Origin of the sequence: Pseudomonas sp. S36, from assembly GCF_016647875.1 — a bacterium.
Lineage (GTDB): Bacteria > Pseudomonadota > Gammaproteobacteria > Pseudomonadales > Pseudomonadaceae > Aquipseudomonas > Aquipseudomonas parafulva.
Map to the genome: position 1 here is coordinate 62,662 of NZ_JACVVG010000006.1, position 13,959 is coordinate 76,620.

Below are 13,959 nucleotides of genomic sequence, written 5' to 3' on the forward strand. Positions count from 1 at the left end.
CCACACGGCGGCCCCCACGCCCCTGTCAATCAGCCAGGCGCCAGGTGGTGGTGCCCTTGCTGTCTTCCAGCACCACACCCATGGCCGTCAGTTGGTCGCGAATGCGGTCCGACTCTGCCCAGTTCTTGTCCGTGCGCGCCTGCAGGCGGGCCTGGATAAGGGCTTCGACCTCAGTTGCATCCACCTTGCCTTCGGCGCCGGCGCGCAGGAAGTCATCGGCCTCCAGCTGCAACACCCCCAGCACATCACCCAGTTCACGCAGGCGCCCGGCCAGGCCAGCGGCGGCTTGCGGGTCGCTATCGCGCAGGCGGTTGATCTCGCGCACCAGGTCGAACAGCACAGCGCAAGCTTCTGGCGTACCGAAGTCGTCGTTCATGGCCACGCTGAAACGCTCGACGTACGCCTCACCGCCACTGGCTGCCACACGCGGCAAACCGCGCAGGGCGTGGTAGAACCGCTCGAGCGCACCCTTGGCATCACGCAGGCTGTCTTCGGAGTAATTGATCGCACTGCGGTAGTGGCTGGCCACCAACAGATACCGCACTACCTCCGGGTGATACTTCTCCAGCACATCGCGGATGGTGAAGAAGTTGTTCAACGACTTGGACATCTTTTCGCCGTTGATGCGGATCATGCCGCAGTGCATCCAGGCGTTGGCGTATTGCTTGCCGGTGGCCGCCTCGCTCTGGGCGATCTCGTTCTCGTGGTGCGGGAACTCCAGGTCGCTGCCGCCGCCGTGAATGTCGAAGCTGTCGCCCAGGCAGCAGGTGGACATCACCGAGCACTCGATGTGCCAACCGGGGCGCCCCGGGCCCCAAGGCGATGCCCAGCTCGGCTCGCCGGGTTTCACGCCTTTCCACAGCACGAAGTCCAACGGATCCTGCTTGGCTTCATCCACCTCGATGCGGGCACCGATGCGCAGGTCTTCGATTTTCTTGCGCGACAGCTTGCCGTAACCGACGAACTTGCCCACGCGGTAATAGACGTCGCCGTTGCCAGGCGCGTACGCATAGCCTTTGTCGATCAGGGTCTGGATCATGGCGTGCATACCGGCAATGTGGTCGGTCGCACGGGGCTCCTGGTCGGGCGGCAGGATGTTCAGACGGCGCTCGTCTTCATGCATGGCGTCGATCATGCGCGCCGTGAGGGCATCGAAGGTTTCGCCGTTCTCGTTGGCACGGTTGATGATTTTGTCATCGATGTCGGTGATGTTGCGCACGTAGGTCAGGTCGTAGCCGCTTTTGCGCAGCCAACGGGTAACCAGGTCGAAGGCCACCATGCTGCGACCATGGCCCAGGTGGCAATAGTCGTAGACGGTCATGCCGCACACGTACATGCGCACCTTATTGCCATCCAGCGGCTTGAAGGTTTCCTTCGCTTTGCTCAGGGTGTTGTAGATGGTAAGCACGGCGGTTCCTCAGCTGCCCCAGGAGTCACGCAGGGTGACAGTGCGGTTGAACACCGGGCGGCCCGGCTGGCTGTCCCTCAGGTCTGCGCAGAAATACCCCTCGCGCTCGAACTGGAAACGGTCCTCCGGCTGGGCCTGGGCCAGGGAGGGCTCGGCACGGCAACCGCTCAGCACGTGCAGCGACTCAGGGTTGATATTGTCGAGGAAGGTACCGCCCTCTTCGGTTTTTTCCGGGTTGGACGAGCGGAACAGGCGGTCGTACAGGCGCACTTCGCACTCCACGCTGCCTTCGGCCGGTACCCAGTGGATCACGCCTTTGACCTTGCGGCCCTCGGGGTTCTTGCCCAGAGTGTCCGGGTCGTACGAGCAGCGCAGCTCGACGATGTTGCCTTCTGCGTCCTTCACAGCTTCATCGGCACGGATCACGTAGCTGCCGCGCAGGCGCACCTCGCCATTGGGCTCCAGGCGCTTGTATCCCTTGGGCGGCTCTTCCATGAAGTCGTCGCGGTCGATGTACAGTTCACGGGCAAACGGCAATACCCGCACGCCCATGTCTTCTTTCGGATGACGCGGCAGCTCCAGCTGTTCGACCTGCCCCTCGGGGTAGTTGGTGATGACCACTTTCAGCGGGCGCAGCACGCACATGGCGCGTGGGGCGGTACGGTCCAGGTCGTCACGGATGCTGAACTCGAGCATGGACATGTCCACCACGCCGTCGGAGCGGTTGGTGCCGATCATCTCGCAGAAATTGCGGATGGAAGCCGGGGTGTAGCCACGGCGGCGGAAGCCCGACAGCGTGGACATGCGCGGGTCGTCCCAGCCATGGACGTGCTGCTCGTCAACCAGTTGCTTGAGCTTGCGCTTGGAGGTGATGGTGTAGTTCAGGTTCAGGCGGCTGAACTCGTACTGGCGCGGGTGCGCCGGCACCGGCAGGTGCTCGAGGAACCATTCGTACAGCGGCCGATGGCCTTCGAACTCCAGGGTGCAGATGGAGTGCGTGATGCCTTCGATGGCGTCCGACTGGCCGTGGGTGAAGTCGTAGTTGGGGTAGATGCACCAGGTGTCGCCCGTCTGGTGATGATGGGCGTGGCGGATGCGGTACAGGATAGGGTCGCGCAGGTTCATGTTGGGCGACGCCATGTCGATCTTGGCCCGCAGCACGCGCTCGCCGTCCTTGAACTCGCCGGCCTTCATGCGTGCGAACAGGTCCAGGTTCTCGTCCACGCTGCGCTCGCGGAACGGGCTGTTCTTGCCCGGTTCCTTGAGGTTGCCGCGGTATTCCTTGGCCTGCTCCGGGGTGAGGTCGCAGACATAGGCGTTGCCCGACTTGATCAGCGCAACGGCCCAGTCGTGCAACTGGTCGAAGTAGCTGGAGGCGTAGCGCACCTCCCCCGCCCAGTCGAAGCCCAGCCACTTCACATCGCTCTGGATGGCGTCGATGTACTCCTGGTCTTCCTTGGCCGGGTTGGTGTCGTCGAAGCGCAGGTGGCAGACGCCGCCGAACTCCTTGGCCAGGCCGAAGTTCACACAGATCGACTTGGCGTGGCCGATGTGCAGGTAGCCGTTGGGCTCTGGCGGGAAGCGGGTGACGATCTGGGTGTGCTTGCCCGAGTCCAGGTCGGCCTGGATGATCGGCCGCAGGAAGTTCGCAGGGACAGCGGGGGCGCCTTTGGCAGCGGCGTTGGGCGCGTTGTCGGCAGTGGGCTTGCTCATAGGATCCTTGAATGCACGTAGCCGGCCTGGGTAGGCCGATTGAATCAAAGGGCCTATCATAGCCGAAGCAGTCAAGCTGCTGACAGTCGGGCCCGGGCAAACTCGCGTGATTTATCACCGCTTTTTTGCCGCGGCCGGGCAAAATGGCCGGTGCGCGCCATGTGTCGTAACCGCCCGAACCAGCGTCAGGTGGTAATGTGCGCCCTGCGCACCCCAATTTTCGATTGCCTTGAAAAAGCGAGTTTCAGCATGTCCAAAGTCAAACTGACCACCAACCACGGCGTAATCGTCCTGCAACTGGACGCTGAAAAAGCGCCAGCGACCACTGAAAACTTCGTTCAGTACGTCAAGGACGGCCACTATGATGGCACCGTGTTCCACCGCGTGATCAAGGGCTTCATGATCCAGGGCGGCGGCTTCGAAGCGGGCATGAACCAGAAAAAAACCCGTGCCACCATCCAGAACGAAGCCGACAACGGCCTGAAGAACAAGAAGTACAGCATTGCCATGGCCCGTACCATGGAGCCGCACTCCGCCTCCGCCCAGTTCTTCATCAACGCCTCCGATAACGACTTCCTCAACCACAGTGGCAAGAACGTGCAGGGCTGGGGCTACGCCGTGTTCGGCGAAGTCACCGAAGGCCGCGAAGTCGTGGATGCCATCGAGAAAGTCGCCACCGGCTCCAACGCCGGCCATCAGGACGTGCCCAAAGACGACGTGATTATCGAGAAAGCCGAGATCATTGAGTGATTCTGCTGATCTCCGATCTGCACCTGCAAGAAGAACGCCCGGACATCACCCGGGCGTTTCTTGATCTGCTCGATGGCCGGGCGCGCCACGCCAGGGCGTTGTACATCCTGGGCGACTTCTTCGAAGCCTGGATCGGCGATGACGCCATGACCCCGTTCCAACAGCAGATCTGCCAGGCCCTGCGGCGGCTAAGCGACAGCGGCACCGCCGTCTACCTGATGCATGGCAACCGGGACTTCCTCATAGGCCAGGCATTCTGCGACGCTGCCGGGTGTACGCTGCTCAGCGACCCGAGCGTGATCGAGCTGGGGGGTGAGCGGGTATTGCTGATGCATGGCGACACCCTGTGCACCCGCGACCTGGGCTACATGAAGATGCGCCGCTTGCTGCGCAACCGCCTCAGCCTGTGGGTTCTGACCCACCTGCCACTGTCGATGCGCCAACGCCTGGCGCGCAAACTGCGCAGTGAAAGCCGCGCACAGACGCAGATGAAGGCGACCGACATCGTCGATGTCACGCCCAAGGAAGTGCCCAGGGTGATGGCTGCCCAGGGTGTGCTCACCCTGGTGCATGGCCACACCCACCGCCCGGCGATCCACAAGCTGGTGGTCGACGGCCAGCCGGCGCGGCGTATCGTGCTGGGTGACTGGGACCGCCGGGGCTGGGCCTTGCAGGTGGACGAACAAGGCTTCCAGCTCGCGCCGTTCGAATTTACCTGACAGCAGCGCGCTCGCTGATCACCACCTCTGTGTACGCGGGGTCGGCCTTGATCTGCGCCTCGGTAAACGGAATCGCCGCCAGTTGCTTGGCTGCGAAGGCTTTGGTCTGATCGCTGGCGTGGGGGGATGCCGCTTCACTGGATTGCGAAAACGCCAACAGCCCCCGCGCCTCAGGCCCCTTGTCGGTAAAGCTGACCAGTTGCAGGTAGCTGGTGCCACTGACCACCAGGCGCTTGCCCGCCCCGTGGGGTACGCTGTACATCGCGTTGTAGATGCCCAAGGCCTGTGGGCCGCCCGGCACCGGCGTGCCATCGAGGGCCTGCTGCACCTGCCCCCACTTCGCCTGCCCTGGGGTCCCGCTTTCGCTCAATTGCGCCAGTGACGCCAGTGCAGCTTCGTGCACCCGCTTGCTCACCGCCGCCTGCTCCACTGCCAATCCGCGCGGCGTGTGTTGTGGATCCCTGGCGTCGAACGCCACTCGCCAGACCTCCGGGTGCTCTGCCAGGCTGTCGAGCAGGTTCTCGAAATGCACCAGGCCCATGCCACTGTCCAGGTCGGCCTTGCCATTCCAAGCCGCGAGGCTTTCACAAACCGATTGCACGTCCGCGCCCGCTGCCTTGCACCACTGCAGCAGGTCAGGCAACACCAGGCGCGCGAGGTACACCTCGTCATCCAGCACCATGTGCTGCAGGTCGTCCACACCCAGCCGCCCCTTGCCCTGCAAGCGCTGCAACGCATAGCGCCCACGCATGCTCAGCGGCTGGTCATTGCGGCTGACCAACGGCGAGTAGCCTGTCAGTGGCTGCGCCGGGTTCGTCATCCAGGCCGGATCGTTGGAGTTTTGTACGTAGTCATCACGCTCCAGGCTCGGCAGTAGACGCGCCGGGAAGATGCCGGCCTGAGCCGCCTGCGGGTCGACCTTCCACTGGCAAGCGCTGCGCGAGCCGTCCAGGATGACCAGGGGCCCTTGCGCCCGGGTATCGCCGCAGGTCGCCAGCATGGCTTGGTCGACATAGGGTACAACCGACTGGTTCAGGTACAGTGTGCTACCGGCAGCGTCCACCGCCAAGGTGTTGACCCATGGGATACCCTGCAGCTGCTCCACCGAGCGCTTCAGCCCTTTCAGGCTGTCGGCGCGGTTGATCTGGTACCACTGCTGCAGCACCCGGGTGTTGTCGGCGTTGGCGTCACGCAGGCTGTACGCCATGTGCGAGTCCCAATCGAGGCGCCCCGGCCATTGCACGACGGGCCCGAACTGTGAGCTGTAGACCACGTGTTGCACTTCGCCCAGGCTGCCATCCTTGGCTTTGACGGTGACAGAGACGGCGTGCTTGGCGAGCGGTATCGACTTGCCATCGAGCAGGTAGTGGGTCGGGTCCTTGGGGTCCAGCTGCAGGCGATAGAGGGTAAAGTGCCTGGACGTGTCAACCGTGTGGGTCCAGGCCAGGTGATGATTGAAACCAATGTTGATCACTGGCAGCCCTGGTAGCGCAGCACCCATCACGTCGAGCTTGCCGGGGATGGTCAGCTGCATCTGGTAAAAACGCATGCCACCCATCCAGGGGAAATGCGGGTTGGCCAGCAGCAGCCCGCGCCCATTGGCCGAGCGCTGCGCCCCCACCGCCACGGCATTGCTCCCGCGTTCGCTGGCAAAGCGTGCTTGCTGGGCCAGCGCCTGGGCGTAATCGGTAGCCGCCTGCGCCTGCTGCCGGGCCTGGCCTGGTGGCTGCGCGCCCGCCAGGGACTCGACGAATTGCCCTGCACCGCCCTCGGCCAACAGGCGCCGAGTGAGTTTGACCAAGTCTTGGCTGGTGATGGGGCGCAGCCACGTGCCGTCGCCGCACTCGGCCGGCAGGCCCTGGCTGCGGCGCTCCGCCAGCGCCCTGTTGTAGCCGCTGGCATACCCGGCAAGCAGCGCCTGAACCGCCGCAGGCTGGGCCTGAAGAAACGCATCAACCGCCTCCGGGCGATTCAGCCAACTGAAGAACACATCGCTGGCAAGGTTCTCCCGTTGCTCCAGGGTCTTGCCGTCAGCACCGAAATGGCGGGACCGCTCGCCACTCACCGTCAGCACCTCGTTGCCCAGCAGGCACAGGTTGTCCTGGGCGTAGGCATACCCCACGCCGTACCCCAACCCGCGCTCATCCTGGGCAACGATATGGGGCACACCGTAACTGGTGCGACGGATCTGCGCACTGGCATCGGCCACCACGGCCTGCGCCTGCGCGCCAACGCTCACCGCGAGCAGCGCGCAGGCCAGGCCTGCGAAATGGATGGGGCGGGTAAGTGAAAGCACGGGCACTCCTCGGGTTCGGGGTCATCCCGTTCAGACGAGCGGATGTGCCGAATTTTTAGCCAAATCGCCCCGCAAGCAATTGTGAAACAAAATTCAGCATTTTTTTAACCGGTTTGGTTGCAGATTTTTGTGGCTCATTCGTCCTAATAAGTGAGGCACCCAACTTTCGGGTTCGTCCACGAAAAGGAGCATTCACATGTACAACCCGCAAACCCCGGTTCACGCGGGGAGCCCCCCAGGGAAAGCGTCCAAGGGACAGGACGCGTTTGCCGACGAACGTGTAGGCAACGAGCAGATTCGCGAACTGTTGCGTAGCTTTGGCCTACGCACCAGCCTGATCCGGCTGAAGGTGATCGATGCACTGCATGCCGCCGACCGCAACGGCCGCAGCATAGGCGTGCGCGGGGTCCATGCGCAGCTGGAGCAACTGGACATACCGCTGTCGTTTCTCAGCGTGCGGGAAGTGCTGAAACGGCTGTGCTCAGAAGGCGTTATCGAACTGGGCAGCGACAAATGCTATAGCCTCAACCCCCAGGCGCGGGCGATGCTGGAACAAACGGCATCACGCTGAGGGCGTGGCCGGCCCGGCAGGCCGGCCGGCACGGATCAGCGCCTGACCTTGCGCCGCAGAATCCCGTTGATTACCACCACCACGACAGCAATGGCGATGGCCAGCAGCTGGAAGGTCTGTTCGCTGATGGTGCCCGCCTTCTGCAGATGGGAAAGGCCAAGCATCAGGCCAAGCACCACCAGAATGATCAGAAGGGAGTATTTGAGGCGCTGCACGTGTGTCATCAGAGGTTCCTTGCAACATCATGGGCAAATGGCTCGCTGCGAGCCGCGGCAATGATACAACGCGCACCGGCCCTGGCGCTGTATTTCCTGCTGGTTTGGCCTGCAACGGGCTGAAAGCATGGGGTTTCACAGCCCATGCGGAGCCTCTATGTACAAGCCCCTGTTGTTAGCATCGTTGTACCTGACCTCACCCTCCCTCCATGCCCTCGATACCGAAAAGCTCCCGGCCGAACAATTGCTTGAGTTGGGGAGCAGGCTGAGCGCACAGGCAGGTAGCAGCCAATGGCAGCAGTTGTGGCGACGTGTGCGTCAAGCTGGCTACCTGCACCCCGGCGGGTCTTCGCTGCGCTTTACCCTACCCGCTGCACAGCTACCGGCGTTGGCCCGCCAGACCTTGGCCGATGCCGACCAGGCAAGCCCGCTACATGCCACTCAGGTGGTGTACCGCCGCAGCTTCGCAGACCAGGTGATTGGTCAGCGCGATGGCCAGCCACTGCATGCACTGTGCCTGCTGGTGGATTGGCGCACCCTGCCGGACCGCATGCGGGACGCCCCTGACGCCTACCTCAAAAGTGCAGGGCTGGTCAGCAGCTACCCCTGCGATTGAGGGTAGTGGTACCCACCGCGCAGCAGCCAGCGCGCGGCCAACGTAAATAGCCCGCTGCGGCGGTATCGGGCGTTTATTTCCTACATCGGCAGATATCACTGCCTGCAAAAGCTAATCATCGAGGCTACAACCCCCAGCCTATATACCGCCTAGCGAGCAGCTTGGGCTGTCGCTGAGAATCCGGTCACACCTTCGACATAACGCCGCGGGTGATCGGGTAGCACATTCCATCCATCCCGAAGGAGCGTCATATGGAAATGCCAGACCTCAGCCATATCGATATCAGCCAACTGCCCCATTCACTGCAGGCCCTGATCGACTGCATCGGCATCGACAACGCGTACCAGCTCACCTGTGCCTACGGCGGCAGGCCCAAGTACATCCCCAAGCACCGCGAACGCACCCAGCTTGCCGACGTACTGCCGCCAGCAGCACTGGACGCTCTGATCAAGCGTTTCGCTGGCGTCGCGCTGGAAATTCCCAAGGCCGACCACTTCCTGCGCCAGCTGCGCAATCAGCAAATCCAGGAAGAAAGCGCCAAAGGCCTGTCGCGCAGCCTACTGGCCAACAAGTACGGCCTTAGCCTGCGCCAGATTGGCAACATCCGCCGCCAGGACTTGCCTGCACGCTGAGCATGACAGCGTGACGGTCAAGCGCCATTTCACCCCTACCCCCACTAAAAAGAGAATCCAGCATGTCGATAGACAACAGCTTAATTGGATCGGTCATCAACGCCTTGCCCATGGACCGCATGATCGCAGGCCCACTGCAAGCCATGGTCCAGGCCCAGGTTACCGCCAGCAAATCCTATGCAGACTTCCTGATGCAGGTGTGTGTGCAGGATGGCAAGGCGGTAGCCATCCAGTTCGACTACGACGAAACCATCGTTGACGAACAGGGCGAATACAAAGGTGTGGTCAGCAAGACCATGAAGGTGCCCCTGGTGGCGGCCATCACTCATCCAAACATCGCCATCGAACAAGGCACTGTCGAGTTCGAACTGGTCATCAACCAGGTGTCCGAAGAAACCTCGGGCAAGGACCTCAACGCCGAGGGTGCTGCATCTCTGGGCTGGGGGCCATTCAAGCTGAACGTCAAAGGCAGCGTGAGCCATAAGTCCACGCAAACCCGCAAGACCGATACCCGCGCCCGCTATGCGTTCAACACCACGCTCAAACGCCAGGAGCCGCCCGAGGCGATGATGAGGGTGATCGATTTTCTGACCGACGCTGCCACCAAACCCACAGTGGTCAAGAATGCCGCCCTGGAAAGCCAGGAACATATTTCGCAGGCAGACAGGCTCAAGGCCCCTGAAACCAACCCGACACCTCCCAGCACCACGCCCGCTCCGGGCGGAGCAGTCACCTGAACCCCACCCTTGATCGCGCCCACAGCCCCCGTGCATCGGGGGCCCCAAGGCCTGAAGAGTCGACCCATTGAACAAGCCCCCTGCCCCCATGACCTCCATCGACCTGCGCGAGATCACCCGCGGCCTGCAGGAAGCGGCCAGCGCGGCCAACAGCCTGATCGCACAGCAGTACATCAACCTGTTCGATCAGTTCTTCGAATGCGACAGCGACGCACTGGGCGCCCCCATGAAAGCCAAGATGGTGGAGGTGGCCATGGACGGCCATCACATCATGCGGGTGCCGTTGTTCGCCCTGGTGTCGCCCAAAGGCCTGGCGCTGGAGCGCATGCAAGTGGACTTGTCGGTGCGGGTGAAAGGTACCGAAGCCCGCCAGGCCCTGCGCAGCGCCGGGGATGACAAGACGGCAAGCTTCAAGGTCACCATCGGCGGCCAGGGCCGCCAAGGGGACAACCGCGACCCTGACGAGGTACAGATTCGCATGCAGTTCCAGGCCAGCGAGCCACCCGAGGCGCTCAACCGGTTGATCGAGGAATACACCAGCCTGATCATCCCGGTTCGGGCCCCGGCTGCCCCTCCCGCCCCTGACAGCAACGAGTTCATCGAGGCAGCCACTGTGCGCTGAACAGCGCCCAGGTGCCGCTAGAAGTCCCGCTTGTAGAAGATGTCGAGGGAGCTGGCCAGCCCGCTGGCCGCCTCCACATACACCTTCTTGCTGAGTTTATAGCGCAGCGCAATGGTGTTGGCCGGCTCGAACACACCCACCCCGTAACGCAGGCTGAGCTTCTCCGTGAGGTTACCGCTGGCCACCACGCTGGTGGTGTTGCCCGACCCCTCGGTATCGAGCTGGAAGTCATCGATACCCAGCCGGGACGCGACGCCGCCGGTAAACCCGGCACTCCCCGCCAGGCCCAGGCCCAGTGCTGCCTCGGCCAGCATGTTGTTGTCTTCGCCAGACGCCCCCAGCGGCCGACCCAGCACCAGGTAGGACAGCGCCTGCTCCTGGCTCATGGCAGGTTCCGAGAACACCGTGGAGGTGGGCTGCTCGGCATTGCCGCTCAAGCGAATACCTGCCACCACGTCATCCACCTGGCGGATCGCCTCGATATCCAGATAGGGCTGATCGATAGGGCCTGCAAACAACAGCCGTGCCCGGCGAATGGTCAACCGCTGGCCATAGGCGCGGTAGCGGCCATCCGCCAGGCTGAGTTCACCACGGGTATCGAGGTTGTCGCCGATATGCACATGGCCCAGCAGGTTGGCCGTGAGGCCGAACCCGCTGAACGACAATTTATCCCGGCCCACTTCCACATCGATGTCCATGGCCATGGCCATCGGCGGCTTGCCTTCTTCGGTCTGGTTGCCGACGATCACGGTGTCGTCCGACACCTTGACTGTAGAAGGCGGCAGCTCACGCACGGTGATCTTGCCCTTGGGCACCTGCACTTTGCCCGTCACCGCCAACTTGTCATCGATCAGTTGCAGCGTCAGGTCGGGGGCGACTTCGAGCGTGGCATAGGGCTCCACCGTGACCGGCAATTGCTGGCCCTGAATGCGTACCTGCATACCCAGCGCCTGCCCCCAGGTCAGGCTGCCACCCACCTGGCCGCGCCCTGCCGCACCGCTGCGCCAGCTGCCATCAAGCTTCACCTGCTCGCCGGCAATCTGCGCCTGCAGGTTGAGGTCCTCGAAGCTGGTGGGCAGTTCGGCACCGCTCACCTCACCCCCGCTGAGCATCAGGTTACCGTTGACCTGGGGTGTGAGCAGTGTGCCAGACAGCTGGCCACTGCCCTTCAACTGCCCGGCCAGGCGTTCGACCATGGGCACGAACGGGCGAGCGATGGACAGGTCGAGGCCGGCCAGGTTGAAGTCGCCCGACAACGGTTTGTTCTGGCCCAATGGGTCGATACGGGCATTTACAGTCAGTTGGCCAAGTCGCTCACCGCGAAAGGCCAGGCGTGTGTCTATACGGCGCGGTGCCAGTGTGCTGTCCAGGCGCAAGGCCTGGTACGGGAAGTCTACCCAGCGCTCATTGTCACGCACGCGCAGCGTGCCACCGCTGGCGTCCACAGCAACCGTACCTTTCGGGCCACTGGCGGGCAGGTCCAGGTTGATGTCGGCGTTGAGCAAGCCCTGCCAGGCAAAATCCTTGGGCATCCATTGCGCCAGGCTTTCCAGTGGGAAGCGTTTGAGGTGGTAGCGCAGGCGTGGCTCCGGCGCCAGCCGCTGGTCATCACCGCACAGGCTGGCCTGGCCGGAACGCCAGCAGTGGGCACCAAAATCCACCTGCCCGCTGGCCAGGCGCTGTAGCCTCGCTGGCGCTTGCAACTGCCAGTCCTGGCCACCGGCCTGGATGCGCCCGCTTGCCAGGCGTCCACGCCAGTCCTCCTTGTCCAGCTGGCCATCCAGGCCCAGGTCGAGCTTGAGCTGCGGCCCGTTCAGGGTCAGTGTAAGGGCCTGCCGACGGGCATCGCCCTTGCCATTGGCCTGCAACGTGCCCAGTGCGGTATCGCCTGCCTGTATGCCACTCGCCTTGAGGTCGATGACACCGCGCTGCTGGTTGTCCAGGCGGGCATCGAGGTTGAGCTGCTGCAACCTGTTATCCGCCTGCGCCAGCCGCTGGCCCTGAAGCGTCAGCACACCCTGCGGCGCTTGCAGGGTACCGGCGACGTCCAGGCGCCCTTTGACCTGCCCCTGCAGTTCTGGCCACAGCTGGCCCAGGCGTGGCAGGTCGATGTCCACCCTGCCGGCCAGCCGTTGTTGCAGGCTACCGCTGCCATTGATGCGGTTGTCACCCAGTTGCACGGCCAAGGTGCCCAAGGTCCAGTGTTGCCCAGCGCCGTCGGCCAGCACTTTCAGCGTGGCAGGCTGCCCCCGTAGCCGGCCCTTCAGGTCCAGCTGCGCATCGAGGTTGAGCGCCTCGCCTTTCATCTCCCCTTTACTGCGCAGCGGCCCTGCCAAGGTGCCTGGCAACTCGGCCACCCAATAGGCAGGGTTCAGGGCTGATAACTGCAGGTCGACATCCCAGGCAACGCCTTCAGCGAAGCGTACCGCGACACTGCCTGCCGCCTTGCCTTGCCCGGCGCTGAGGGCGAGCTTGGGCAACGACACCTGGCCAAGGTCGCCCTCGAACGGGCTCGCCAGGCTGAACGCACCGGCCGGGCCATCCAGGTCACCCTTGAAAGTGCCCTGGTAATGGCCATCGCGATAGTTCACCACCGCATCCAGGCGCTTCAGGCTTACCTGTGGCGGTGCGTCCAGCGGGTACAGGCGCAACCACGGGAAGTCCTGCCAGGCCAGCTGGGCGTCGGCGGCCAGGCCATTTTGCCAGTCGACCGAAGCTTGCAGCTTGACCCGCTGCGTGTCGCTGGCCGTCAGGTCCAGGCCATTGAGCTTCGCCCCTTTGCTGTCGACGATGCCCGATAAAGCCAACGGGATGGGACCCTGCCTGGCCGGCAGGCTGGCGGAGCCAGAAAGCGCGTAACCGTCGTTCAGGTTGCCCTGTGCATCCAGCACCAGTTGATCGAGCTGCAAGGTGTCTGGCAACGTATCAGCCGGTTTGAACGCCGCGGAGCGGATCTGCAGGGTCGCGGGCAAATGCTCTGCTAGCGCCTGCAACTGACCGGTGAGGGTGGCGTCCAGGTAACCGCTGCTGGTGCCGGTCAGGTTCAGGGTTTTCTGCAGTTCACCTGTGGCATTCAACGCCACTTGCCAGGGCTTGCCCTCTATCGCAGGCAACTGTACTTGGCCTTCGAGCTGCACCGGCCAGTCACCTTCCGGCTTGAGGTCCCCTTGCAGGTTCAGTTGCAGGTCATCGCGCTGCAGGTGCAGGCTGTCGATGCGCAGCCCATCGCGGGCCCAGTGGGCCGCCAATTGCAGGTCACCCAACAGATCACTGCCATCCAGGCGCAGTTGCCCCACCTTCACCTCGCCCAGTTCGATGGCCAGTGGCAAGCGCAAGGCTGGCAACTGCAACGGGCCTGTTTCGCTGGGTTCGGTTGCAGGCGCAAAGGCCATGTCGATGCGCTGCGCATGCAGGCGGCCGATGCACAGCGTGGCACGCAGCAGACAGGCAGGCGACCAGGCCAGCAGCGGCGCCTGCACCTCCACCCGAGTCTGCCCATCGACGAAGCTCAACCGGCTCGCTTGCCAGGTGCCGCCCAGCCGCCCCTCAAAGCCCACCACTTCAAGGCCCGGCACTTTACCCAGCACCCAGCGGCTGCCCGCTTGCGTGCCTGCCAGCACACTCACCACCAGCGTCACTGTCACGACCAGGCCAAGCAGGCCCAGCACCCCATACGTCAT

General features: G+C 63.4%; 12 protein-coding genes. 7 read left to right on the forward strand and 5 right to left on the reverse strand.

All coding sequences use genetic code 11. The features are described from left to right. Positions 1–25 precede the first annotated feature (25 nt). Positions 26–1,408 (reverse strand): cysteine--tRNA ligase, encoded by a 1,383-nt coding sequence (gene cysS / locus IAE36_RS05000; protein ID WP_201210734.1) that lies wholly within the window; start codon positions 1,406–1,408, stop codon positions 26–28. 9 nt (positions 1,409–1,417) lie between these two features. Further along, positions 1,418–3,121, reverse strand: a complete 1,704-nt coding sequence (locus tag IAE36_RS05005; protein WP_201210736.1) for a glutamine--tRNA ligase/YqeY domain fusion protein — start codon at positions 3,119–3,121, stop codon at positions 1,418–1,420. A gap of 249 nt (positions 3,122–3,370) precedes the next feature. Here IAE36_RS05005 and IAE36_RS05010 point away from each other — a divergent pair, with 249 nt between their 5' ends. Together IAE36_RS05010 and IAE36_RS05015 are read left to right on the forward strand one after the other, a co-directional pair. Further along, positions 3,371–3,871 (forward strand): peptidylprolyl isomerase, encoded by a 501-nt coding sequence (locus IAE36_RS05010; RefSeq protein ID WP_028634193.1) that lies wholly within the window; start codon positions 3,371–3,373, stop codon positions 3,869–3,871. After that, entirely contained in the window at positions 3,868–4,590 is a 723-nt protein-coding gene (locus IAE36_RS05015) for a UDP-2,3-diacylglucosamine diphosphatase (RefSeq protein ID WP_201210738.1), read from the forward strand. The genes IAE36_RS05010 and IAE36_RS05015 overlap by 4 nt, the downstream gene beginning before the upstream one ends. Here IAE36_RS05015 and pvdQ read toward each other — a convergent pair. Further along, on the reverse strand, positions 4,583–6,886 hold the full coding sequence (gene pvdQ, locus IAE36_RS05020) for a bifunctional acylase PvdQ (protein WP_328822853.1): 2,304 nt from the start codon (positions 6,884–6,886) through the stop codon (positions 4,583–4,585). The two genes, IAE36_RS05015 and pvdQ, sit on opposite strands and share 8 nt — an antisense overlap. A gap of 196 nt (positions 6,887–7,082) precedes the next feature. Between pvdQ and IAE36_RS05025 the strand changes: the two genes are divergently transcribed. Continuing rightward, positions 7,083–7,457, forward strand: coding sequence for a fe2+ zn2+ uptake regulation protein (locus tag IAE36_RS05025; RefSeq protein WP_028634196.1), 375 nt, complete (start codon positions 7,083–7,085; stop codon positions 7,455–7,457). A 35-nt stretch (positions 7,458–7,492) separates the two neighbouring features. On the opposite strand, the gene IAE36_RS05030 is transcribed toward IAE36_RS05025, so the two are convergent. Further along, positions 7,493–7,681, reverse strand: a complete 189-nt coding sequence (locus IAE36_RS05030) for a hypothetical protein (RefSeq protein WP_028634197.1) — start codon at positions 7,679–7,681, stop codon at positions 7,493–7,495. Positions 7,682–7,829: 148 nt separating this feature from the next. On the opposite strand from IAE36_RS05030, the gene IAE36_RS05035 reads away from it, so the two are divergent. From IAE36_RS05035 to IAE36_RS05050, 4 genes are all read left to right on the forward strand, one after another. After that, positions 7,830–8,288: a hypothetical protein gene (locus IAE36_RS05035; RefSeq protein WP_201210740.1), complete on the forward strand. Its 459-nt coding sequence runs from the start codon at positions 7,830–7,832 to the stop codon at positions 8,286–8,288. Between the two features lie 251 nt (positions 8,289–8,539). Further along, positions 8,540–8,920: a Mor transcription activator family protein gene (locus IAE36_RS05040; protein WP_201210742.1), complete on the forward strand. Its 381-nt coding sequence runs from the start codon at positions 8,540–8,542 to the stop codon at positions 8,918–8,920. A 62-nt stretch (positions 8,921–8,982) separates the two neighbouring features. Continuing rightward, on the forward strand, positions 8,983–9,657 hold the full coding sequence (locus tag IAE36_RS05045) for a DUF2589 domain-containing protein (protein ID WP_201210744.1): 675 nt from the start codon (positions 8,983–8,985) through the stop codon (positions 9,655–9,657). Between the two features lie 67 nt (positions 9,658–9,724). Then, positions 9,725–10,279 (forward strand): DUF2589 domain-containing protein, encoded by a 555-nt coding sequence (locus IAE36_RS05050; protein WP_201210746.1) that lies wholly within the window; start codon positions 9,725–9,727, stop codon positions 10,277–10,279. Between the two features lie 17 nt (positions 10,280–10,296). On the opposite strand, the gene IAE36_RS05055 is transcribed toward IAE36_RS05050, so the two are convergent. Continuing rightward, positions 10,297–13,959: a translocation/assembly module TamB domain-containing protein gene (locus IAE36_RS05055; RefSeq protein WP_236408607.1), complete on the reverse strand. Its 3,663-nt coding sequence runs from the start codon at positions 13,957–13,959 to the stop codon at positions 10,297–10,299.

What these genes read in the sequence shown, in the direction of transcription:
- IAE36_RS05005 (WP_201210736.1), bottom strand. Translation starts at nt 3,121, where the DNA reads ATGAGCAAGCCCACTGCCGACAACGCGCCCAACGCCGCTGCCAAAGGC.
- IAE36_RS05010 (WP_028634193.1), top strand. Translation starts at nt 3,371, where the DNA reads ATGTCCAAAGTCAAACTGACCACCAACCACGGCGTAATCGTCCTGCAA.
- IAE36_RS05025 (WP_028634196.1), top strand. Translation starts at nt 7,083, where the DNA reads ATGTACAACCCGCAAACCCCGGTTCACGCGGGGAGCCCCCCAGGGAAA.
- IAE36_RS05030 (WP_028634197.1), bottom strand. Translation starts at nt 7,681, where the DNA reads ATGACACACGTGCAGCGCCTCAAATACTCCCTTCTGATCATTCTGGTG.
- IAE36_RS05035 (WP_201210740.1), top strand. Translation starts at nt 7,830, where the DNA reads ATGTACAAGCCCCTGTTGTTAGCATCGTTGTACCTGACCTCACCCTCC.
- IAE36_RS05040 (WP_201210742.1), top strand. Translation starts at nt 8,540, where the DNA reads ATGGAAATGCCAGACCTCAGCCATATCGATATCAGCCAACTGCCCCAT.
- IAE36_RS05045 (WP_201210744.1), top strand. Translation starts at nt 8,983, where the DNA reads ATGTCGATAGACAACAGCTTAATTGGATCGGTCATCAACGCCTTGCCC.
- IAE36_RS05055 (WP_236408607.1), bottom strand. Translation starts at nt 13,959, where the DNA reads ATGACGTATGGGGTGCTGGGCCTGCTTGGCCTGGTCGTGACAGTGACG.